This is a genomic window from Variovorax sp. Root411 (assembly GCF_001425205.1).
GTDB lineage: Bacteria > Pseudomonadota > Gammaproteobacteria > Burkholderiales > Burkholderiaceae_C > Variovorax.
On the sequence record NZ_LMDW01000002.1, the window covers coordinates 84,162 to 105,439 of the forward strand.

Sequence of the window (21,278 nt, forward strand, 5' to 3'; positions counted from 1 at the left end):
CGCCGCGATGGTCGCCGCATCGATCAAGCGCGGCGATCACCGCTTCGATCCCGTGCGCTTCCGCGTCATCGAGGCGATGGCCAGGCGCGCAGCCGCGTACGGCGGCGAGGCGCGGCGCATCCTTGACGACAAGGTGACGACGCTGCTTGCTGCGTATGGTGAGGATCTTGAGAAGGCACAGCCAACGGATGTGGCGAAGCAGGAAGCCGCACCCGAGCGCGGAGCGCTCGCCGGGCTCGTCGATCACATCGCCCAGAATGCGCCGGTGCTTGGCGACAGCTCGGCCCCTGTGGCGCGCAATGCGACACGCGGCCTCTCCGCTTCTTCTTTGCCGTCCACCGAACTGAAGTCGATCCGCTACTTCAAGAGCACATGGTCCAAGCTCAGCGCGGATCGGCGCTTGACGCAATCACTGGCGAAGGTGCCGGAGAACGCAGGCCCCCTCAACTCGCACCACCTCGTGCACCGTTCGCTCACGCTGATGCGCGACCTGTCGCCGGAATACCTCAACCGGTTCATGTCGTATGTCGATGCGTTGTCGTGGGTCGATCAGTTGAACGGCGGCAACGCTGCGACGGGTGCGGCGAGCCCGCGCGCCGAAGGCCCTGCCAGGAAGAGCGGTCGCGGCAAGTCCGCCTGAACCCTCAAGGCCGCCGGGCCTGCGTTGGCTGGCGCGACCAATACACGCCGTCGAGCCTGTCGAGCCGTACCTCGCCGCCGGTCGACGGCGCATGCACGAAGCGACCTCCGCCCACGTAGATGCCGGCATGCGTCGGCGCGGATGAGCCGAAGAGCACGAGGTCGCCGGTGCGAACGTCGGACATCGCCACAGGACTGCCGAAGGACGCCATCCGCGCCACCGTGCGCGGCGGCGACTGCCCCACGCTGTTGAGATAGACGTAGCCGATGAGGCCGCTGCAGTCGAAGCCGCCGTCCGGCGTGTTGCCGCCATAGCGGTACGGCGTGCCGACCAGCCCCAGTGCATGGATCGCGATGCTGTTGGTTTGTTCGGCCGTCAGCGTGCTGGTGATGGCGGCTCCCGGCCGTGGCCCGGTGGGGCTCGCGCAGCCCAGAACCAGAAGACAAGCCCCTATCGGAAGGAGCCGAAGCAGCCACTGCAGCAGCGGCAGCAAGAGCGCGGGGGAACGTGGCGTTGGCACAGGTGCGTCGGGCATGTCGGATGGCTGAGCTTGTGAACGTGCACGGACTCTAGCGCGGAACGCGACGGCAACTCGAAGATGGCCCCTCCGCAGGCCGCGCGCTGCTGCGCCGGCGCCACGGAGGAAGGCAAGAGGCTCTTACTGGCCTGCGGCGGGCACGTTGACCGCGTCCTTCAGCGCCTTGCCGGCGGTGAACTTGGGCGCCTTGCTGGCCTTGATGGTCATCGGCTCGCCGGTCGACGGGTTGCGGCCCGTGCGCTCGGGACGGCTGGCCACGGCGAAGGTGCCGAAACCGATCAGTTGCACCGTGTCGCCGCTTGCCAGGGCGCGCGACAGGTTTTCGATGGTGGAGTCGAGCGCGCGGGCGGCGTCGGCCTTGCTGAGGTTGGTGTCGGCGGCGATGGCGGTGATGAGGTCGGTCTTGTTCAAAATGGGGTTCTTTCTTCGATGTGACGGTTGAAGGGAAATCAGGGACGCGAAGCGCACCGGGCTCGAACTTTAAACGCCCCGCCGGAGGAGCGGGACATGCGGGCGTTTCAAAAGTGAAACATCGTGATCGATGCACGCTGGTGCGGAAGAATCTGCAGGGCAACGGACTGCCCCACGCATTCACCGGAAGCCGAAGACCAGGAGCAGGTTGTTCGCGGGCATCGAGTGCCGTTCGCGCAACACGAGACCTGCCCGGTGTGCCTCTGCCGTCACGTCTTCCACGCGGCGAATGCCCCAGGCGGAATTTCGGGCACGCAGATCTTCGTCGAACGCGAGATTGCCCGGCGCCGTTGGAACTTCATCTTCCAGATACGGCCCGTACGTGATCAACACGCCACCAGGAAGCAGATGCCGCGCGGCCTCTTGCATCAATGCGGCACATGCTGTCCAAGGCGCGATGTGCAGCATGTTGGCGCAGTAGATCGCGTCGAACTTCTTTTCTTCTTCAGCGGATGCGGAACCTTGCAATGGCCATTGAGGGGCCGTCACGTCGAGCAGGAGTGGCGGGCGGAGATTGGGCAGCACGGCTTCAGCGACTCGGCTTGCAATCGCGGGGAGCATGCGGGCATCTGCGTCGGTGGGTTGCCAGATCCATTGGGGCATTGCTGCCGCGAACCAGGCGGCGTGTTGGCCTGTGCCGGATGCAATCTCCAGCGCGGTGCCTTGCTCGCCGAGGATGCGGGTCAGTGCCTCGAGGATGGGCTGCTTGTTGCGGTCGGCGGCGGGGCTGTGGGGAAGGTCGGGCATTCGAAGGGCACCTGAAAGAGGCGGATTGAGAATACGCGGGGACAAGAATATTCGAATGCCGGGCGGGGATGCCCGGAAATTCAGTACGGCATATAACAATACCTTCCATCGCATTGACAAGCCCCAACCAAGCTGGGCGCATCTTTCACAAGGCCTCATCATGACCATCGAAACACAAGACGACGTCGTAGCACTGAAGCGAATCGGCCGGATAGTCTCGCTGACGCTGCAGCGAATGCTCGACGCCGCGGAGCCCGGCATGACCACACGCGAGCTCGACCTGATCGGCGAACGGCTGCTCGAAGAGCATGGCGCCCGGTCCGCGCCGAAGCTGACGTACAACTTTCCGGGCACGACCTGCATCAGCATCAACGAGCAGGCCGCGCACGGAATCCCCGGAGACCGGGTCATCCGGGCCGGGGACGTGCTGAACATCGACGTGTCGGCGGAACTCGGTGGCTACTTTGCCGACACCGGCGGAACCACCGTGGTGCCGCCGACCACTCCGCAGAAGACCCGCCTCTGCCACGCCACCCGCACAGCCCTCGCCGAAGCGATGAAGACCGCCCGGGCCGGGCAACCGATCAACAAGATCGGCGCCGCCATCGAGCGCACTGCAAAGGCCTATGGCTTCAAGATCATCGAGAACCTTGCCAGCCATGGGGTGGGCCGTGCGCTGCACGAGGAGCCCGAGCACATTCCCGGCTACTTCGATCCTTCGGACACGCGCACGCTGCATGAAGGCATGGTCATCACCATCGAGCCCTTCCTGTCGACCAAGAGCCACATCGTCACCGAGGCTTCCGACGGCTGGACGCTTGCGGGCGTGAACGGAAACCTGTCGGCGCAGTACGAGCACACGATGATCATCACGAAGGGTGCTCCCATCGTCGTCACGACGCATTGACTTGTTGATTGCTCGATCGATCGAGTTCGCCTGGAAGGCCCAAATTCCGAGCTGCTGTCTCAGCGGTGTTTCTCGACGCGCGACAAGAGACTATTCCCACGCGTGAGACGGGCTCTCACGCACCAGTTCACAACCAACCTGGCCATGCGCTCGGCGCGCGTCGAAAGGACACTCGCGATGACCATCACCATCACCGCCTTTGAACGGTCGCCCGATGGCGGCAAAGGTCTGGCGCGCGACACGCGCGTGCGCTGGGCGCTGGAGGAAGCCGGCCTGCCCTACGAGGTGCGCCTGGTGTCCTTCCGCGCGATGAAGGAGGCCGCGCATCTCGCGCTGCATCCTTTCGGCCAGATCCCCACCTACGAAGAAGGCGACCTCGCGCTGTTCGAGACCGGCTCCATCGTGCTGCACATCGCCGAGCGCCACCCGGGACTGTTCCCCGTCGATGCCAACGCAAGGGCACGCGCCATCACGTGGATGTTCGCGGCGCTCAGTACGGTCGAGCCTCCCATCCTCGAACTCGCCATCGCCAAGTTCGCGGAAGGCGACAGGCCATGGAAGGACGAGCGCCTGCCCCTCGTCCAGGACCGGGTGCGTGCCCGGCTGACCCAGCTCGCCGCTCGCCTGGGCGACACCGACTGGCTGGACGGCGGCTTCAGCGCGGGCGACCTGATGATGGTGTCGGTACTGCTCCGGCTGAGACCATCCGGCCTGCTGAACGAGTTTTCCAATCTGGCCGCCTATGTCGCTCGCGGCGAAGCACGGCCGGCCTACCAGCGGGCGTTCGCCGCGCAACTGGCGGTCAACGCTGCGCCCTGGCCGGGGGGCTGATGCGAGCCAGGGGCAGCCCCTGTTTCCACGGCAGAATTCAGTGATTCCATGCCGGCCTTCAACAACGATGAGGGTGTCGCGAACCATCGAAAGGGAGCCGTATGCATGTCGACCTGGTAGCCGAGGCTCAGCATGAGTCGCTCATCGATCTGTTGATCGAGTTGCACGGGTTCTACAACGAGGGCCGAGATGTCTCGCGTGAGATGGTCCGCGACCATCTTGCTACGAATCTCCTTGCGGCGGGCTCTCCCCATCAACTCGCCGTCGCGTTGACGGACGATCAAACGGTCGTCGGGTTTGCAGCTATCACCTGGGTGTTTTCATTGGTCGACTTCACCCCTGAGCAGCGCAAGCAGTGCCAACTCAAGGAGCTCTATGTGAGATCGACACATCGCAGTACCGGAACCGGAAAAGCGCTCATGTCTTGGGTCGCGAAGAGAGCTTTGACTCATGGCTGCCATCGTGTCGATTGGCCAGTCAAAGCGGCGAACACACGAGGCATCGCGTTCTACGAACGCCTCGGCGCAACAAAGGTAGCCGACAGACTCAGCTACAGGCTGCCAGGCCCGGCGATGGGCAAACTCGCGGGTGGCGCTTAGTGGCTGTACTTGGGCCAACAGCAGACATCGACGACCGCGGCCTGAATCGGATACAACATCCGCATGACCAACCCCGTACTGCCAGATCACCAGCCTATCGTGCAGCATGGGCTCGTCGTCATCGAGGGCATCATGGGCTCCGGCAAATCAACAACCATGCGCTTTATTGCGAAAGCGCTTGAGGACGCAAACCAGCCGGCGCTTGCGATTCACGAGCGCTCCGATCCGCACCCAGTTCGGGCCACCGATGCACTGCAGAACTGGTTTGAACCTTGGCTCGAATCTACGGCGGCGCAACTGGCGGCCCGAGCAATTTCAAGGTGGCGTTTGTTTGCCGACGAGGTTCGACTTGGCACTTCGATACCCGTACTCGATGGCCAACTCTTTCATGGCGACCTCACCAATCTCTTCTTGATGGAGGCAAGCTTCGATGAGATCGCGGCGTACTGCGAAAGCTTGGCCCAGCTCATCGCGCCGCTGCACCCACTGATCGTCTATCTGCGGCAGGACGACGTGGAGCGGGCAGTGCGCACTGTCTGCGCAGAGCGTGGCGAGGCGTGGGTGAAGTACCAGGTCGAATGGAAGTTGAAGGGACCGTACGCAGTACGCCGGAATCTGGTTGGCCTCGAAGGCCTTATCTCGCTGTATCAGGACTACCGACAGACCACAGACACGTTGTTCGAGCGGCTGAATCTGGAGAAGATGGTCATCGAGAACTCCGGGCGAGACTGGGTCCGGTACAACTGCCAGGTTCTGGAACGACTCGGCCTCAGCAACGCGTCGGTTGCCAAATAGGGCAAGCGGCTTCAAAGGCAGGCCACTACCTGTCTTGCGTTCTCACCTCAGAAAAGACATCAATGGAGGCGCCTCAAGTCCAGAGCGCCAATACTTTCGGTGACGGGCACCTTGTCACCGCTCTTCTTGATGCTGACCCTCGGGCATTGACGAGCTCCGGCTGGGGATCCGGGCCACAGTCGGCCGTGATGACGATCGGCCTCTTGCGGGAAGAGAGGCTTGGCCATGCTCCACTTATGGCACCGGCGCTCTTGCTTGTTGCTCATCCGGCGGCCGGCAGACCTCCAGCACCACCCCACGCAGCCACCGATGCGCAGGATCCCGATCAAGGCGCGGATGCCACATCTGCGACACGGTGATCTGCTCCGTAGGAATCGGCAGCGGAAACGAACGCAGCGTGCCCCGTGCCCTCAGGTGTTCAAAGTATGAGGACGGTATCAATGCAACCAACTCGGTCGCGGCCGCTATCGACAAGGCGGTGCTGAAGCTGGGCACTACGACCGCGGCTTTGCGCTCCAGGCCCATCGTTGCAAGCGCGTCGTCCACCGGCCCCTCGGTCCGGCCGTGGCGTGAAGTGACCACGTGGTCGCAGGCAGCGTAGCGCTCGGCGGTGATCTCGGGCTCGGCCAGCAGGGGATGGCCCTGGCGCACTACTGCGACGAATCGGTCGCGATAGAGCGCCTGAACGCGTACCTCCGGGCCCGACTCGCCGAGAACGCCGACATCCAGATCGAGCAATCCCTCGCGCAGTGGGCGAACGTCCTTGTCGGGCTTGGGCGCGAAGCGCAGACGAACGCCGGGCGCTTCGTGCGCGGCGCGGGCCACCAACCGATGCGCGAAGGCCTCGATGAAGCCGTCGTTGGCCCGTATGGTGAACAAGTGCTGGAGCGTGCGGGGGTCCATGCTCGCGCCGGCGGTCTGAAGCACCGCGCGTGATTCCTGCACCAGCTCCCTGACGCGGTCGCGCAGTGCCTGCGCATGCGGCGTGAGCACCATGGCGCGACCCGCACGCACGAGGAGCTGGTCCCCGGTTGATTCCCGCAACCGTGCGAGCGCCCGGCTCATCGCTGACTCGCTCAGGCCCAGGCGCTCGGCCGCTTTTGCGACGCTGCCCTCGGAAAGAAGTGCGTTCAACGCAAACAGCAGGTTCAGGTCAGCTTCTGTTGGCATGCCCGAACCTAGCACGGCTGCAAGGATTTCGACAGGCGCCCCATGCAGGGACAAGTTGAGCGCCGCGCGCTGTGCAAGCCGTGCGCGCAGTCCTAAGCTGGCTTGGCGCAATAGAGCGTGCCTCTTCCAGTCACCAATCATGTTGTCATCTACGCTTCGACCGAACTCTTCTTCCCCCGCTGCCCGCGCTGTCGAAACCCAGGAGGTGAACGCAGTGCATGGCGCCGATGGCCTGCCCCTACCGCGGCGCTACGCAGCCGTCGCCGCGATCCTGGGCGCGGGCGTGCTGGTGGTGCTCGACGGCGCAATCGCCAACATCGCGCTGCCAGGCATTGCCCAGCAATTGCAGGCGACACCCACCGATGCCGTCTGGATCATCACGGCCTACCAACTGGCCGTGGTCATGTTCCTGTTGCCGGCTTCTGCTGTCGGGGAGAGGTTCGGGTACAGGCGGGTCTTCGCTGGCGGCGTCGCGCTGTTCACCGCAGCGTCGGTGTTGTGCGCGTTGGCTCCATCGCTGCCATGGCTCGTGGCCGCGAGGTGCCTGCAGGGCCTGGGCAGTGCCGCCGTAATGCCCCTTGGGCTGGCGTTGTTGCGCTTCACTTATCCGCATCAATTGCTGGCGCGCTCGATCGCCTGGAACGCGCTCGCCGTCGCAGCCGCTTCAGCGTCGGGTCCCACCCTTGGCGCGTTCATACTCTCTGCGGCAAGTTGGCCGTGGCTCTTTGCGGTGAACCTGCCGATCGGCCTCCTCGTGCTCGCCGCCTGCGCAGGGTTGCCGAGCCCGGCGCGCTCGGTGCGCCGCATCGACGTCGGGAGCATCGCGCTCAACGCGGCCGTGTTCGCCTCTTTCGTGCTGGGGAGCGACCGGCTGGTGGTGCACCCGTTGCATGGCGGTGCGCTGCTCGCGTTGTCTGCCGTTTGCATGGTCCTGCTGGTACGGCGTGAGATGCCGAAGGCAGCGCCGTTGATCCCGCTCGACCTGCTGCGCGCGCATTCCTTTCGGGTCTCGATCGTTGCCTCCGTGTGCTGCTTCACCAGCCAGATGGCCAGCCTTGTGGCGTTGCCGTTCTACATCCAGCACGAACTCGGCCAGAGCGCCGTGACGGCCGGCCTCTTGATGACCCCCTGGCCTTTGGCGGTGATGCTGGCTGCACCGCTGTCGGCACGCCTGGCCCAGCGCTTGCCGAGCGCCTGGCTGTGCGCGGCCGGAAGTGCGTGCTTCGCGAGCGGTCTGGCCCTGTGTGCCCTGTGGCCGCTGCACGGCAACCCGGCGTTGCCGATCGCTGTGTTCACAAGCCTCGCCGGCCTGGGCTTCGGCTTCTTTCAGACGCCGAACAACCAGAACATGCTGCTCTCGGCCCCCAAGGAACGCAGCGGCGCGGCCGGTGGAGCGCAAGGCACAGCCCGACTCACGGGGTTGACGCTCGGCAGCCTGTTGATGAGTTTGATGTTCGCGCTGTTGCCGTCCCACAGCGCGGTGCGCTGGGGCTTGGCGATGGCGGCCTTGGCCGCGTTGGCCGGGAGTGTGGCGAGCTTGCTCAGAAGCCCCGCAAGAGCTCGCGGCGCGTGATTGGTATCGGAGGCGAAGGTGCTCCTTTCGGCCTCTGCATTGCGGGGGTGGCCGAGCGCCTTGGAGACGCGCAGATGTCGGCAGTGTGTGGGCCCATTTCTGCCGTGCCCCCCGAGCGGTCGCTTCGGAGCAAGTCCTGTGACAGCAATGGGCGCACCTCGGCTACAGTTGTCGGCCAATAGCTTTCGCTCGGCGCCTGAGCGAGTCACGCCCATCCAGCAGAGGGGGATGAGGCGCGTCAACAAAGGATGATCGTGCGGAAACAAGCATCGCGCCGCGAATTCGTCTCTGGGGGGCTGGCACTTGTGGCTGGTGCACTGTCGCCTCTTGCCTCAGGCTTCGCGGCCGAAAGCTCGGGCGACTGGACCGATCCAAGGGCAGACGCCGGTATTGACCGGGCCGCTATTCAAAGAGTTTTGGATGATGCCCGATCCGTGACGGCGCTTAGAAGCATTCTCGTTGTCAAGAACGGAGCTCTCGTAGGCGAGCAGTACTATGGCGGCGCGACGGCCTCTGATCTCCAAGGAGTGAACTCCGTCACCAAGAGCGTAGCCTCGATGCTCGTGGGAATTGCGATTCAGCAGGGCCGGATCAAGGGCCTTTCAGAGACTGTAGCGACGCTCCTGCCGTCATCAGCATCAAAGGCGCCCGGTGCAGCCGCGCTCTCGATTACTCTCGAACAAATCCTCAACGACACGTCGGGCCTGGTCTATGACTATCGAGTTGATCAGCGCGCCTTGGACACGGCGGAGGACCCCGTCGCTTTTGTCCTGGGGCTTCCAGTCGATCCGCAAAAGGTGAGGCGGTGGGTCTACAACGACGCCGCGATTTCGTTGCTGTCCCCGATCCTTGTCCAAGCACAAGGCATGTCCATAGACCAACTTGCGCAGCGCGATCTATTCCGCCCATTGGGAATTGAGAGGGTCGAGGCCACCCGCGACAAAGCGGGAAACTTCATGAGCTACCGAGGCTTGCGCCTGCGGGCACGAGATCTTGCGAAAATCGGATGGTCGATTGCCAACGACGGCCGTTGGGGCGACAAGCAGATCGTGCCGAAGGATTGGGTCAGGACCAGCACGAGCTTTCATGTGCCGACCACATGGAGTGCGGCGCCCATGCAGAAGACCGGCTACGGCTATCTTTGGTTCACCGGTAGTCTGAGCGGTCATCCGGTCGCCTGGGCTTGGGGCTATGGCGCGCAATTCGCGGTTGTCGTTCCTTCCCTTCGGCTTGCGGTGACGACCACGGCGACCAACCCGCATCCTCGCGATCTGAACGCGCAGAACAATGCCGTAATGGCTGTCGTTGCACAGATCGTGGCGGTCGCTGTTTGACCGCTTTCGCGAACGCGCAATCTCTGCAAAGGGCGCTTACCTGCCCCTGAGGCTTGCCTCCGCGAACAGCCGCAACAGCCCCTTCAGTGCCGAGCCCCGTCACACACCTGCGCTCTCCTGATACAACGCCACCGCCTCCCGTGCCAGATCAGAAGCAATCCAAAGCAGATTCTCCCGATGCGCTTCCCCCGCATCCTGGAACCATCCATCCCCAGCACCGTAGAAGCACCAAAGCAGTGAGTTCAACTGCTCCAGCTTGTTCTCAAGAAGATCGGACGCGTCGGGTGTGGTGGTGGTCGCGTCCGCAGACGCCCGCTTTCGGTCGCGGGCCATAATTCGCTCAGCCATTTGGTGTGCCCTTTCCAAGGTAATGCACGTCACTTGGTCAGACGGTCAAGGTGCGCGAACACCTTGGCCGTCGCCTTTTGTGCCTCACGTTCGCATCGGTGCATGTCGCATCGACAGCCCGCCGCGAGGCAAAGCGGTTCATTCCTCAATTCAAAAAAAGAAGTAGTGCCCTCCATGCCCACTTGGTGGGTCGTTCGACCACAGGGGCATTCACTGTATAGAAGGCCAGCCTCGCGCAGAAAGAACTTCTGTTGAAGATTCCTCGATTCCTTCGAGTAATCGCCAATCGGCAGCGCCGGTACACAAAGCGCTGACAGTCAACGAAGCAGGCAAGCGATTCAGGAGCCCTGCCCGAACTCCCGCGCATGCTCCACCGCGTACTTGATCAGCTCTGCCTGCCCTTCGATCCCCAGCCGCCGCTTGATGCTCTGCCGGTGCGCCTCCACAGTGCGCACGCTCAGGCCAAGGTCACGCGCAATCTGCTTGCTCGATTCCCCTCGCCCCAGCGCCGAAAGAATCTCGCTCTCGCGCGGCGTGAGCAGCGGCCTCGGCTCCTGCGTGCGAAACAGCTTCTTCGACACGGCCGGGCTCAGGAATGTGCCACCGGCCGACACGGCCTCGATGGCCGCGACGATCTCCGCCGCGGGCGCGTCTTTCAGCACATAGCCGCGCGCGCCCACCTGCAGGGCCTTCTGCACGTACTCGGGGTTGTCGTACATGCTGAGCATCACGATGTGCGGCGCGCCCTGGCGTTGCAGCAGCAGGGCCGCGAGCTCGATGCCGTTCATGTCCTTCATGCCGACGTCCATCAGCATGAGGTCGGGCTTCACGCTTTCCACCAGCGCGAGCGCTTCGGCCGCGCTGCCGGCCTCGCCGACGATCTCCAGGTTGGGCATGGAGCCGAGCCGGGCACGCAGGCCGTCGCGCACCAGCGGGTGGTCGTCGACAAGAAAAAGCCGGATGGTTTTTGTCGCCGTCATGTTGCCGTGGATGCGGGCGCTTCGGCCCTCGCGCTGCGAGCCGGCACCTCGGCCTCGATGGAGGTGCGCCCGGCGTTGGAGTTCATGGTGAGCCGCCCGCCGATGGCCTCCATTCGCTCGCGCATGTTGCGCAGGCCGATGCCGCGCCGCGGGTCGAGCTGCACGGCCTGAATGTCGAAGCCGGTGCCGTCGTCGCTCACTTCCAGGCGCACGCCTTCTTCTTCGTCGAAGTTCAGCGCAATGTGCACGTGCTGCGCGTGCGCGTGCTTGCGCACGTTGGTCAGCGCCTCCTGCGTCAGGCGGAAGAGCGCGGTCTTTACTTCGGGCTGCAGCTCGAAAGACTCGCCGCCGACCATCATCGACGCGTCGACGCCGCCCTCCTCCCTGAATTCGTCGACCAGCCGCGCCAGCGCGGCGGGCAGGCCCAGTGTGTCGAGCAAGGCGGGGCGCAGCCGGTGCGAGATGCGGCGCACCTCGATCAGCGAATCGTTGAGCCGCTGCAGCGCCTTGGCCAGCGCGGGCGGCGTGCTGTGCTGCTGGCGGTCGAGCGATTCGACGGCCGATTCGATCAGCAGCTTGGCCGACACCAGCGTCTGGCTGGTGCCGTCGTGCAGCTCGCGCGCGAGGTGGCCGCGCTCTTCTTCCTGCGACTGCACCACGCGCCGCGCGAGCAGGCGCAGCTTGGCTTCTGCGGTGCGGTGCTCGCTGAGGTTCAGCAGCAGGCCGGCGGCGCTGACCACGCCGAGGCACAGCGCGGCAATGCCGGCAATCCACAGCAGCGTGGCGGTGACGTTGGCGTTCATCTGCCGGTCGAGGGTGTCCATGGTCGACTGGATGTCGTCGAGGTACAGGCCGGTGCCGACCATCCAGTTCCAGCGCGGCAGCGCCGTCACGTAGCCGAGCTTGGGCGCCAGCTGCGCGCTCGACGGCTTGCGCCACTCGTATTCGATGTAGCCGCCGCCGTTTTCCTTCGCGCCCTTGACCAGCTCCTGGATGGTGTAGCGGCCGCGCGAATCGCGCAGCTCCCAAAGGTTCTTGCCGACGAGTTCGGGCTGGCGCGAGTGCATGAGCGAGTTGCCCTGCAGGTCGTAGACGAAGAAGTAGCCGTCGTCGCCGTAGTCGAGCGCGGCCAGGCGGCGCAGGGCCTCGTTGCGGGTGGCTTCGTCGTCCTGGCCGGAGTCGTACAGCGGGCGCAGGTTGCTCACGGCCAGCTCGACATAGCTGCGCAGCTCGCTGCGGCGCTGGGCCATGTAGCTGCGCTCGATGAGGGCGCGCTCGCGCTGGGCGAGGTCATGCTCCTGGTGGCGCACCGCGAGGGCCACGAGCACCAGTGCGACGAGCAAGGGTGCCACGGCGAGCGCAACGATCTTGGTGCGGAGATTCATCGGGTGGCAAGGCTACCACCGCGCCTGGGCACGCCCGGCCGGGGTCAGCCGCCGACTGCGGCCGGCATCGATGCGCGCCGGAACTCGGTCGCGTAGTAGAGCAATGCCAGCAGCACATACCCGCCGCCCAGCAGGCACAGCCCGCTCCATCCGTGGAAGGCATACACGGCCGCCGCAATGCCCGAGGCCACCGCCGCGCAGATGAAGATGAAGGTCATGAACAGCCCGTTGAGCCGCCCGCGCAGCTCCGGCGCCAGCATGAACAGGCTGCGGAAGTTGAGCACCTGGCACAACTGCACCGCCCCGTCGAGCAGGATGCCCGCCGCGACCAGCCCGGCCACCGAGCGGTAGTGCATGGCGACCGCGCCGAGCACGAAGGACAGCAGCGCGACGACGATGGCCACGCCGGTCGCCGGCCGCGTCAGCCCCCGGTCGGCCAGCCGGCCCGCAACCGGCGCGAACAAGGCGCCCGCGGCGCCGGCCAGTGCGAACAGCGCAATGCCGCGCTGCCCCATGCCGAACTCGTGCACCAGCGCCAGCGGCACGGCCGTCCAGAAGGCCTGGAAGGCGGAGAACATCATCCCCTGGTAGAAGCCGCGCCGGCGCAGCAGCGGCGTGTTCAGCACGATGCCGGGCAGCGAGGCCATGGTGCGCGCGTAGCCCACCGAGGCATGCGGGCGGCGCTGCGGCAGCACGCGCCACAGTACGGCGATGAGCGTGGCCATCAGCGCGGCCGAGAGCCAGAACACCGCGCGCCAGCCCAGCGCCGACGCCACCACGCTGGCAAAGGGCCGCGCCAGCATGATCCCGCCCAGCAGGCCGGCCATGATGTTGCCGACCACCTTGCCGCGCGTGGCTTCGGGCGCGAGGTGCGAGGCAAAGGGCAGCAGCACCTGCGCCGCGACCGCGCATGCACCCACCACGAACGAGGCCACGAGGAAGGTGATGGCGGAGCCGGAAAGCGCGATGCCCACGAGCCCGATCACTGCGCCGACCAGCGCACCGACGATCAGCCGGCGGTTCTCCACCACGTCGGCCAACGGCACCAGCAGCAACAGGCCGGCGCCGTAGCCGAGCTGGGTGAGAGTCATGATCAGGCCGGCCAGCCCTGCGTGCAGCTGCAGCGTGTCAGAGATGGGGCCGATCAGCGGCTGGGCGTAGTAGATGTTGGCCACGCACAGGCCGCAGGCGATGGCGAAGACCAGTGTGAGCGCGGGCGTAAGACCGGCTGGAGAAGCAGAAGCTCTGGAGGCGGAAGAAGACATGAGGCGTCCCGGTTCGAGAGGGCAACCTTAAGGGTTAACCCGAAGCCGGGGGACCATAGCACGGGAGGCCGATTCCTGCAGCGCGCAGGCCTTGCGGTCAATCCACGCTCGTGGGCCTGCCCGAGGCCACCCACGCATCGAGCCCGCCCGTCAGCGGCAGGGCCCGCCGCGCCCCGCGTGCCAGCAGCACGCGCGCGGCCTGCGCGGCCGACACCTCGTTGGGGCAGTTGCAATACAGCACCACGTCGCGCCCTGCCGCGTGCGACAGGTCGAGGCCGCGCTGCTGCAGCGCCTTGAGCGTGTACGACTGCGCGCCCGGAATGCGGCGCGGATCGACCTGCACGCCGGCCTGGCCGCGCACGTCGATCACCAGCGGCGGTTCTTCGCCGCTCAGCATTTCGTGCAACTCTTCCACCGAGATGCGCGGCATGCCCGTGAGCCGCATGAAGGCGCGCCGCCGCCAGTAGCGCACCGCGAGGATCACCACCAGCACAACGGCCACCGCCGCAGTGGCGATGCCGCCGGCCTGCGCCAGCACAGCCAGCACTTCCTGGATCTGGTTGCGGAACACCCAGCCCAGCCCGAGGAACAGCACCGTCCAGACCAGCGCCGCCCCCACGTCGAAGCCGATGAAGCGCCGCACCGACATGCCCAGCGCCCCCGCCATCGGCGGCGCCACCACCGACACGCCCGGCACGAACTTGGCGGCCACCAGCGAGAGACCGCCCCAATCGGTAATGAGCGATTCGCCGCGCCGCACGCAGGTGTCGGGCGACAGCGAGATGCGGCACAGCATGCGCATGAAGCGGTAGCCGAAGCGCCGCCCGGCATAGAACCACGCCCCATCGCCAAGCAGGTTGGCGATGACCGCGGCCATCACCACGCCGGGCACCGAGACATCGCCCGCCGCCAGCAGTGCGCCCGTCAGCACGAGCACCGCCGCCGCCGGCACGGGCAGCCCGAGGCGCGCGGCAAAGCTGGCGGCGAACACCACCAGGATCGCGTTCTGCACGAGCAGCGACATCAGCTGTGCCATGGCTGCCCTTGTGGTCCGGATGCCGGTGGAAGTTGCGGGGGTTGCGTGCGATTCATGCCGGCAGCGATTCTCCGGCATGGCCCAAGAACGTACCGGGCGCAGGCCATTGGCGGGCGGCTTCAGCCGGTGGTTTTTTCAGGGGCGCGCGATACGCTGAAGCCGAAGGTATTCAGGCCGCCATCGCTCGAGGCGCAAACCTGCCCGCCATGCATGCTCGCCACCGCCTTCGCGATGGCCAGCCCAAGGCCATGCCCGTGGTGCTCGCCCCCGTCGTTGCGCGCCTCGTCGACGCGATAGAACCGGTCGAACAGATGCTGCAGATGCAGGTCATCGATGGGCGTGCCCGGGTTCGACACGGTGATCCACGTCGAGGCCGCCTCCTCGCGCAGCGTGACGGCGATCTGCGCCCCCGGCTTCGAATGTTCGATCGCGTTCTGCAGCAGGTTCGACATCGCACGGCGGAACAGCGCGCTTTCCAGCCGCGCCTCGGCCAGCACGTCGCCCTCGATGACCACTTGCGCGCGCGTCTCGTCGAGCACGAACTCGAAGAACTCGATGGTCTTGCGCACCTCCTGCGCCACCGGCGTGAGCACCAGCCCGGTGGCCACTTCGCCGCGGTCGGCGCGCGCGAGGAACAGCATGTCGTTGACGATGGAGCGCACCCGCTCCAGGTCTTCGAGGTTGGCCTGCAGCACCTCCTGGAACTCGCCCGCGCTGCGCTGGCGCGACAGCGCGACCTGCGTGCTGCCGATGAGGTTGGCCAGCGGCGTGCGCAACTCGTGCGCCACGTCGGCGTTGAAGGCTTCGAGCTGGCCGTAGGCTTCTTCCAGCCGGCTCAGCGCGCCGTTGAAGGCCTCGGCCAGCGCCGAGAGCTCGACCGGCAGCTGTTGTGATTGCAGGCGCTGCGACAGCTTCTTGGGCCGCAGCGATTGCGCCTCCCGCGACAACTGCTCGAGCGGCTGCAGCCCGACACGCGCAATCCAGTAGCCGGCCAGCGCCACCACCAGCACCGCGCCGAGCCCCAGCGCCACCAGCGCGGTGAGGAAGGCATGGCGCGTGTGGGCATAGGGAGCGGAGTCGCTGCCCACGATGAGCCGCACGGCCGGACGGTCGAGCAGCGGCTCGATGTGGACCGACAGCGTGCGCAGCGGCTGGTCGCGCCCCGGCAGGATGATGCTGCCGCGGCCGTCGGCGTCATGGCTCATGCGCTCGATTTCGGCCAGCCCCTTGCCGTACTGGAAGCGCGGGTCGTCGCACAGCACCCAGAAGCGCACGCTGCCGTCCTCGGGCGTGAGGGTGTCCATCTTGGCCTGCACGCGGGCCCAGCGGTCCACCGTGCCGACACGCTCGATGGAGTACTGCATGTTCGTGAGTCCGATCTTGAGCTCGTCGTACTGGTGGCGGTCGAGCTCGCGCGAGAGCACCCCCTGCAGCGCGGCACCGATCAGCGCAAAGGTCGCGAGCGCCGCCGCAGCGAACATGAGCACCAGCCGCGCGGTGATCGAGCGCTTCACGGCGCGGCGCCCTCCCCTTCGGCGGCGTTCCCGCTGTCGCGCACTTCCATCACGTAGCCCATGCCGCGGATCGTGTGCAGCAGCTTCGGCGCGAAGGGCACGTCGATCTTGTCGCGCAGCCGCTTGATGGCGACTTCGACCACGTTGGTGTTGCTGTCGAAGTTCATGTCCCACACCAGCTCGGCGATGGCGGTCTTCGACAGTATCTCGCCCTGCCGGCGCGCCAGCACCGCCAGCAGCGCGAATTCCTTGGCCGTGAGGTCGATGCGCGTGCTGCCGCCACCACTGCCACGAGAAGCCTTGCGCGCCAGCAGATCGATCTGCAAGTCGGCAATGCGCAGCTGCATCGGCTCCTGCTTGCGGCCGCGCCGGTTCAGCGCCTGCAGCCGCGCCAGCAGCTCGAGGAAAGAGAAGGGCTTGACGAGGTAGTCGTCCGCGCCTTCGTGCAGGCCCTTGATGCGGTCCTCCACGCGGTCGCGCGCGGTGAGCATGATGACCGGCGTCTGCTTCACGGCGCGCAGCTCGCGCAGCACCGAGAAGCCGTCCTGCCCCGGCAGCATCACGTCGAGCACGATCACGTCATAGTCGTGCGTCAGCGCCAGGTGTTGGCCGTCGATGCCGTTGTGCGCCGTGTCGACCGCGCAGCCCTGCTCGGTCAGCCCCTTGGAGAGGTAGTCCGCGGTTCTCAGTTCGTCTTCGACAATCAGAATCTTCATGGCGTTGGCGTTGCGCTCGTGCTGCTGTATCGGCCGGTGCTCACCCATGCGCTTCGACGGGCACCGGGGGCTTGCCTTCCTTCGCCGCCTTGCGGGCCTTGCGTGCTTCCTTGCGGCGCATGTACCAGTAGTGGGCGCGGTCGAGGTACAGGTAGACCACCGGGGTCGTGAACAAGGTGAGCGCCTGCGAGAGTACCAGCCCGCCGACCATGGCGTAGCCCAGCGGCCGGCGCAGCTCGGAGCCCGAACCGTGGCTCAGCATCAGCGGCAGACCGGAGAGCAGCGCGCACATGGTCGTCATCATGATGGGTCGAAAGCGCAGCAGGCAGGCGCGGTAGATCGCCTCCTCCGGCTTCATGCCCTGCTCCCGCTCCGCGGTGAGCGCGAAGTCGACCATCATGATCCCGTTCTTCTTCACGATACCTATCAGCAGGATGATGCCGATCAGCGCGATGACGGTGAGGTCATAGCCGCCCGCCATCAGGATCAACAGCGCCCCCACGCCCGCGGACGGCAGCGTCGAGAGAATCGTGATCGGGTGGATGTAGCTCTCGTAGAGCAGCCCCAGCACGATGTAGACCGCCACGAGCGCCGCGGCGATCAGGTAGGGCTGCGTACTCAGCGAAGCGCGAAACGCCTGGGCCGTGCCCTGGAACGAACCGCTGAGCGCCTGCGGCAGCGCCATCTGCGCCTGCGCCTTGTTGATGGCATCGACCGCCTGGCCGAGCGCCACGCCCGGCGCCAGGTTGAACGAAAGCGTCACTGCCGGGAACTGGCTCTGGTGGCTGATGGACAGGTAGGCGGTCTTGTTGGTGTCCACCTTCACGAAGCTCGACAGCGGCACCTGCTGGCCCGTGATCGGCGAGGTGAGGTAGAGCTTGTCGAACAGGCTCGGGTCTTCCTGCAGTCTCGGCGTGACTTCCAGCACCACGTGGTAGCTGTTGATCTGCGTGAAGTACTGGCTGACCTGGCGTTGGCCGATGGCGTCATAGATCGTCGCGTCAATCAGCGCCGGCGAGATGCCGAAGCTCGACGCACGGTCGCGGTCGATCGTCAGGCTCGCGGTGGTTGCTGCGTTCTGCAGGTCGCTGGCCACGTCGGTCAATTCCGGCAGTTGCTCGAAGCGTTCAAGCAGCTTCGGCGCCCACTGGTTGAGCTCGTCGAGATTGGCGTCGGTCAGCGTGTACTGGTATTGCGTGCGCGCAAGACGCCCGCCCACGTTGATGTCCTGCCCCGCCTGCATCAGCAGCGACGCACCTTCGACCTTCGCGAGCTTGGGGCGCAGCCGCGCGATGATCTGGTCGGCGCTCAGCGTGCGGCCCTCGTCCTTCGGCTTGAGCGCGATGAAGAAGTTGCCGGTATTGAACTGCGACGAGTTGCCGAACATCGCCACGCCGGTCACGTCCGGGTCCTGGCGGATGATGTCGGCAAACTCCACCTGGCGCTTGTTCATCGATGCAAAGGACGAATCCTGGGTCGACAGCGCATTGCCGAAGATGAACCCCGTGTCCTGCTGCGGAAAGAAGCCCTTGGGGATCAGCACGAACAGCACGACGGTCGCCGCCAGGGTCGCGAAAAAGGCCATCAGCGTGATGAACTGATGCTTGAAGACGACGTCGAGTCCGCGCTTGTAGCCGGCAAGCATCTTCTCGAAGCCAAGCTCGAAAAGCTGGTACAGCCGCCCGTGCCTGGTCTGATGCCCGTCCTTCAGGAAGCGCGAGCACAGCATCGGCGTGAGCGTCAGCGAGATGAGGACCGAGACCACGATCGTCAACGTCACCGTGACCGCGAACTCGCGGAACAGCCGCCCGACGATGCCGCCCATCAGCAGCAGCGGAATGAACACGGCCACCAGCGATACCGAGATCGAGATGATGGTGAAGCCGATCTCGCCCGCCCCCTTGTAGGCGGCCTCCATCGGATTCATGCCCTCCTCGACGTATCGGTAGATGTTCTCCAGCATCACGATGGCGTCGTCGACGACGAAGCCGACCGCGATGGTCAGCGCCATGAGCGACAGGTTGTCCAGGCTGTAGCCCAGCAGGTACATCACAGCCACCGTGCCGAGCAGCGCGAGCGGCACGGTCACGCTGGGGATCAGCGTGGCGGGCACATTGCGCAGGAACACGAAGATCACCGCCACCACCAGTGCGATGGTCAGCAGCAGCGTGAACTCCACGTCCTTGACCGACGCGCGGATCGTCTGAGTGCGGTCGACCAGCGTGTCCACCGACACGGTCGGCGGGATGGCCGCTCGCAGCCTCGGCAGGGCCGCCTTGATGGCGTCGACCGTATCGATGACGTTGGCACCCGGCTGCTTGAAGATCACCAGCAGGATGTCGCGGCCGTTGCCCACGCTGTCGGGCGCCGCCGCGCCGGAGAAGGTCCAGGCGGCGACCTTGCTGTTCTCCGGTGCGTCCACCGCCACGCCGATGTCCTTCACGCGCACGGGCGCGCCGTTCCTGTAGGCGAGCACCACGTCGTTCCACGGTGCGGCCTTGAGCAGTTGGTCGTTGGTATAGACCGTGAAAGACTGCGATTTGCCGTCGATCGTGCCCTTGGGCGCGTTCACCGACACGGTGGCGATGACCCCGCGGATGTCTTCGAGACTGATGCCGAGCGCCGCGAGCTTGGCCGGATCGGCCTGGATGCGGATGGCGGGTTTTTGCGCGCCGCCGATGTTGACCAGGCCCACGCCCGAGATCTGCGAGATCTGCTGCGCCAGGATGTTGTCCGCGTAGTCGTTGGTCTCGGTCAGCGGCAGCGTGTCCGAGTGCACCGCGAGCAGCATGATCGGCGAGTCCGCCGGGTTGGTCTTGCGAAAGGTCGGCGGGCTCGGCAGGTTGGCCGGCAGCTGGCCGGTCGCGGCAGTGATGGCGGCCTGCACATCGAGCGCCGCGCCGTCGATCGCGCGGTTCAGGTCGAACTGCAAGGTGATCTGCGTGGAGCCGATGCCGCTGGTCGAGGTCATCTGCGACAGGCCCGCGATCAGCGAGAACTGCCGCTCCAGCGGCTGTGCCACGTTGGAGGCCATGATCTCCGGACTGGCGCCCGGCAGATTCGCCGAGACCTGGATGGTCGGAAAGTCGACCTGCGGCAGCGGCGCCACCGGCAGCAGCGGAAACACCGCCGCGCCGACCAGCAGGATGGCCAGCGCCAGCAGCGTGGTGCCGATGGGGCGCTTGATGAAGGCGGCGGAGATGCTCAATTGCGGCTCCCGCTGGCGGACTTCTTGCCGTCGGTGGCGGCCTTGCCCTTCTGCTGCGCGGGCGGCGGCTCGACGATGGCGACGCCGGGCCTGAGCTTGTACTGGCCGTCGACCACCACGCGCTGGTCGGCACTCAGGCCCTTGTCGATCACCGCGATGCCGTCGGCGATCTGCACCACGTGCACCGGCACATTGCTGGCCTTGTTCTCGGCATCGATCGCCCAGACGTAGGTGTTGTCCTGTCCGCGCTGCACGGCGGCGGCGGGCACGGTCAGCGAGTCGGGCCGGCGGTCGAGCTGCAGCCGCACGTTGACGTACTGGCCGGGCCACAGCGTGTGCTGCGGATTGGCGAAGCTGCCCTTGAGTTGCACGGTGCCGCTGGTGGTGTCGATCTGGTTGTTCAGCAATATCAGCTTGCCGGTGCCGAGCATCTGCGCGCCGCTGCGGTCGTAAGCAACCACCGAGAGCGGCTGCGCGCTTTGCTGCTGCACGCGGTTGATGTCCTGCACCGCGTCCTCGGGCAGCGTGAACTGCACGGCGATGGGGTCGATCTGGTTGATGACGACGAGGCCGTTGGCATCGGCTGCGTGAACGATGTTGCCCGGGTCCACCAGCCGTGCGCCCACCCGTCCATTCATGGGCGACGAGATGCGCGTGAAGCTCAGTTGAACCTCGGCGTACTGCACCTGGGCGGCGTCGTTCTGCACGGAAGCTTCGAGCTGGTTGACGAGCGCCTTCTGCGTGTCGACCTGCTGCTGCGTGGCGGCGTCCTGCGACAGCAGCGTGGTGTAGCGCTTGAGGTCGGCGCGCGCATTGACGAGCGTGGCCTGGTCCTTGGCCCTGGTGGCCTGCGCCTGCGCGAGCTGCGCCTGCAGCGTGCGCGGGTCGAGCTGCGCAAGCAGCTGGCCGGCTTTCACGTCCTGCCCTTCGACGAAGCCGACCTTGTCGAGCTGGCCGTCGATGCGGGCCTTGACGGTGACGGTGGCCATCGACGCGACGGTGCCGATGCCGCCGCGGTAGACCTGCACGTCCTGCTGCTTGACGCGCGCGGTGGTCACCTGCACCGGCGGCGTCTTCGGTGCCTCGGGGTTGGCGGCGTTGGCCGCGTGATGCATGAGCGCCCAGGCGCCGCCGCCGAGCACGAGCACGCCCACGGCGGCCGCCAGCCAGGTAGATCGGCGTTGAAACAGAGGGTGCGTGGAGGTGTCTGCGGTCGTCATG

The 21,278-nt window shown here is 65.9% G+C and carries 20 protein-coding genes; 7 read left to right on the forward strand and 13 right to left on the reverse strand.

All coding sequences use genetic code 11. The features are described from left to right. Positions 1–7: 7 nt before the first annotated feature. Positions 8–640 carry a DUF2894 domain-containing protein gene (locus ASC92_RS06510; RefSeq protein WP_056512115.1) on the forward strand — a complete coding sequence of 211 codons (633 nt, stop codon included), beginning with the start codon at positions 8–10 and terminating at the stop codon, positions 638–640. Positions 641–644: 4 nt separating this feature from the next. On the opposite strand, the gene ASC92_RS06515 is transcribed toward ASC92_RS06510, so the two are convergent. The 3 genes from ASC92_RS06515 to ASC92_RS06525 form a co-directional block, all read right to left on the reverse strand. Then, positions 645–1,175 carry a C40 family peptidase gene (locus ASC92_RS06515; protein ID WP_056512117.1) on the reverse strand — a complete coding sequence of 177 codons (531 nt, stop codon included), beginning with the start codon at positions 1,173–1,175 and terminating at the stop codon, positions 645–647. Positions 1,176–1,298: 123 nt separating this feature from the next. Then, positions 1,299–1,589, reverse strand: a complete 291-nt coding sequence (locus ASC92_RS06520; RefSeq protein WP_056512119.1) for an HU family DNA-binding protein — start codon at positions 1,587–1,589, stop codon at positions 1,299–1,301. Between the two features lie 180 nt (positions 1,590–1,769). Continuing rightward, positions 1,770–2,396 carry a DUF938 domain-containing protein gene (locus ASC92_RS06525; protein WP_056512121.1) on the reverse strand — a complete coding sequence of 209 codons (627 nt, stop codon included), beginning with the start codon at positions 2,394–2,396 and terminating at the stop codon, positions 1,770–1,772. A 160-nt stretch (positions 2,397–2,556) separates the two neighbouring features. Here ASC92_RS06525 and map point away from each other — a divergent pair, with 160 nt between their 5' ends. From map to ASC92_RS06545, 4 genes are all read left to right on the forward strand, one after another. Next, positions 2,557–3,303 carry a type I methionyl aminopeptidase gene (gene map / locus ASC92_RS06530; protein WP_056512124.1) on the forward strand — a complete coding sequence of 249 codons (747 nt, stop codon included), beginning with the start codon at positions 2,557–2,559 and terminating at the stop codon, positions 3,301–3,303. Positions 3,304–3,480: 177 nt separating this feature from the next. Continuing rightward, on the forward strand, positions 3,481–4,134 hold the full coding sequence (locus ASC92_RS06535; protein WP_056512127.1) for a glutathione S-transferase family protein: 654 nt from the start codon (positions 3,481–3,483) through the stop codon (positions 4,132–4,134). A 101-nt stretch (positions 4,135–4,235) separates the two neighbouring features. Further along, entirely contained in the window at positions 4,236–4,733 is a 498-nt protein-coding gene (locus ASC92_RS06540; RefSeq protein ID WP_056512130.1) for a GNAT family N-acetyltransferase, read from the forward strand. 63 nt (positions 4,734–4,796) lie between these two features. After that, positions 4,797–5,528 carry a hypothetical protein gene (locus ASC92_RS06545; protein WP_235505709.1) on the forward strand — a complete coding sequence of 244 codons (732 nt, stop codon included), beginning with the start codon at positions 4,797–4,799 and terminating at the stop codon, positions 5,526–5,528. 234 nt (positions 5,529–5,762) lie between these two features. Here ASC92_RS06545 and ASC92_RS06550 read toward each other — a convergent pair whose 3' ends face one another. Then, entirely contained in the window at positions 5,763–6,698 is a 936-nt protein-coding gene (locus tag ASC92_RS06550) for a LysR family transcriptional regulator (RefSeq protein WP_056512798.1), read from the reverse strand. 205 nt (positions 6,699–6,903) lie between these two features. Between ASC92_RS06550 and ASC92_RS06555 the strand changes: the two genes are divergently transcribed. Next, positions 6,904–8,271: an MFS transporter gene (locus ASC92_RS06555; protein ID WP_235505710.1), complete on the forward strand. Its 1,368-nt coding sequence runs from the start codon at positions 6,904–6,906 to the stop codon at positions 8,269–8,271. A 254-nt stretch (positions 8,272–8,525) separates the two neighbouring features. After that, positions 8,526–9,605 carry a serine hydrolase domain-containing protein gene (locus ASC92_RS06560; protein ID WP_162245705.1) on the forward strand — a complete coding sequence of 360 codons (1,080 nt, stop codon included), beginning with the start codon at positions 8,526–8,528 and terminating at the stop codon, positions 9,603–9,605. Between the two features lie 99 nt (positions 9,606–9,704). Here the strand turns inward: ASC92_RS06560 and ASC92_RS06565 are convergent, their stop codons facing one another. The 9 genes from ASC92_RS06565 to ASC92_RS06605 form a co-directional block, all read right to left on the reverse strand. Next, complete coding sequence (locus ASC92_RS06565) at positions 9,705–9,953, reverse strand: hypothetical protein (RefSeq protein ID WP_056512154.1); 249 nt, start codon at positions 9,951–9,953, stop codon at positions 9,705–9,707. Positions 9,954–10,291: 338 nt separating this feature from the next. Then, positions 10,292–10,933, reverse strand: a complete 642-nt coding sequence (locus ASC92_RS06570; protein WP_056512155.1) for a response regulator transcription factor — start codon at positions 10,931–10,933, stop codon at positions 10,292–10,294. Further along, positions 10,930–12,318, reverse strand: coding sequence for a cache domain-containing protein (locus ASC92_RS06575; protein ID WP_056512158.1), 1,389 nt, complete (start codon positions 12,316–12,318; stop codon positions 10,930–10,932). Before ASC92_RS06575 ends, ASC92_RS06570 begins: the two co-directional genes overlap by 4 nt. Before the next feature lie 44 nt (positions 12,319–12,362). Continuing rightward, positions 12,363–13,583, reverse strand: coding sequence for an MFS transporter (locus ASC92_RS06580; protein ID WP_056512160.1), 1,221 nt, complete (start codon positions 13,581–13,583; stop codon positions 12,363–12,365). 97 nt (positions 13,584–13,680) lie between these two features. After that, positions 13,681–14,619, reverse strand: coding sequence for a DedA family protein/thiosulfate sulfurtransferase GlpE (locus ASC92_RS06585; protein ID WP_056512163.1), 939 nt, complete (start codon positions 14,617–14,619; stop codon positions 13,681–13,683). Positions 14,620–14,738: 119 nt separating this feature from the next. Beyond that, positions 14,739–16,133, reverse strand: a complete 1,395-nt coding sequence (locus ASC92_RS06590; RefSeq protein ID WP_056512166.1) for a heavy metal sensor histidine kinase — start codon at positions 16,131–16,133, stop codon at positions 14,739–14,741. Beyond that, positions 16,130–16,849: a heavy metal response regulator transcription factor gene (locus ASC92_RS06595; protein ID WP_056512801.1), complete on the reverse strand. Its 720-nt coding sequence runs from the start codon at positions 16,847–16,849 to the stop codon at positions 16,130–16,132. Before ASC92_RS06595 ends, ASC92_RS06590 begins: the two co-directional genes overlap by 4 nt. Before the next feature lie 40 nt (positions 16,850–16,889). Beyond that, a complete protein-coding gene (locus ASC92_RS06600) occupies positions 16,890–20,057 on the reverse strand; it encodes an efflux RND transporter permease subunit (protein ID WP_056512169.1) in 3,168 nt (1,055 codons plus the stop codon). Then, complete coding sequence (locus ASC92_RS06605) at positions 20,054–21,277, reverse strand: efflux RND transporter periplasmic adaptor subunit (RefSeq protein ID WP_056512172.1); 1,224 nt, start codon at positions 21,275–21,277, stop codon at positions 20,054–20,056. The genes ASC92_RS06600 and ASC92_RS06605 overlap by 4 nt, the downstream gene beginning before the upstream one ends. Between the last annotated feature and the right edge of the window lies 1 nt (position 21,278).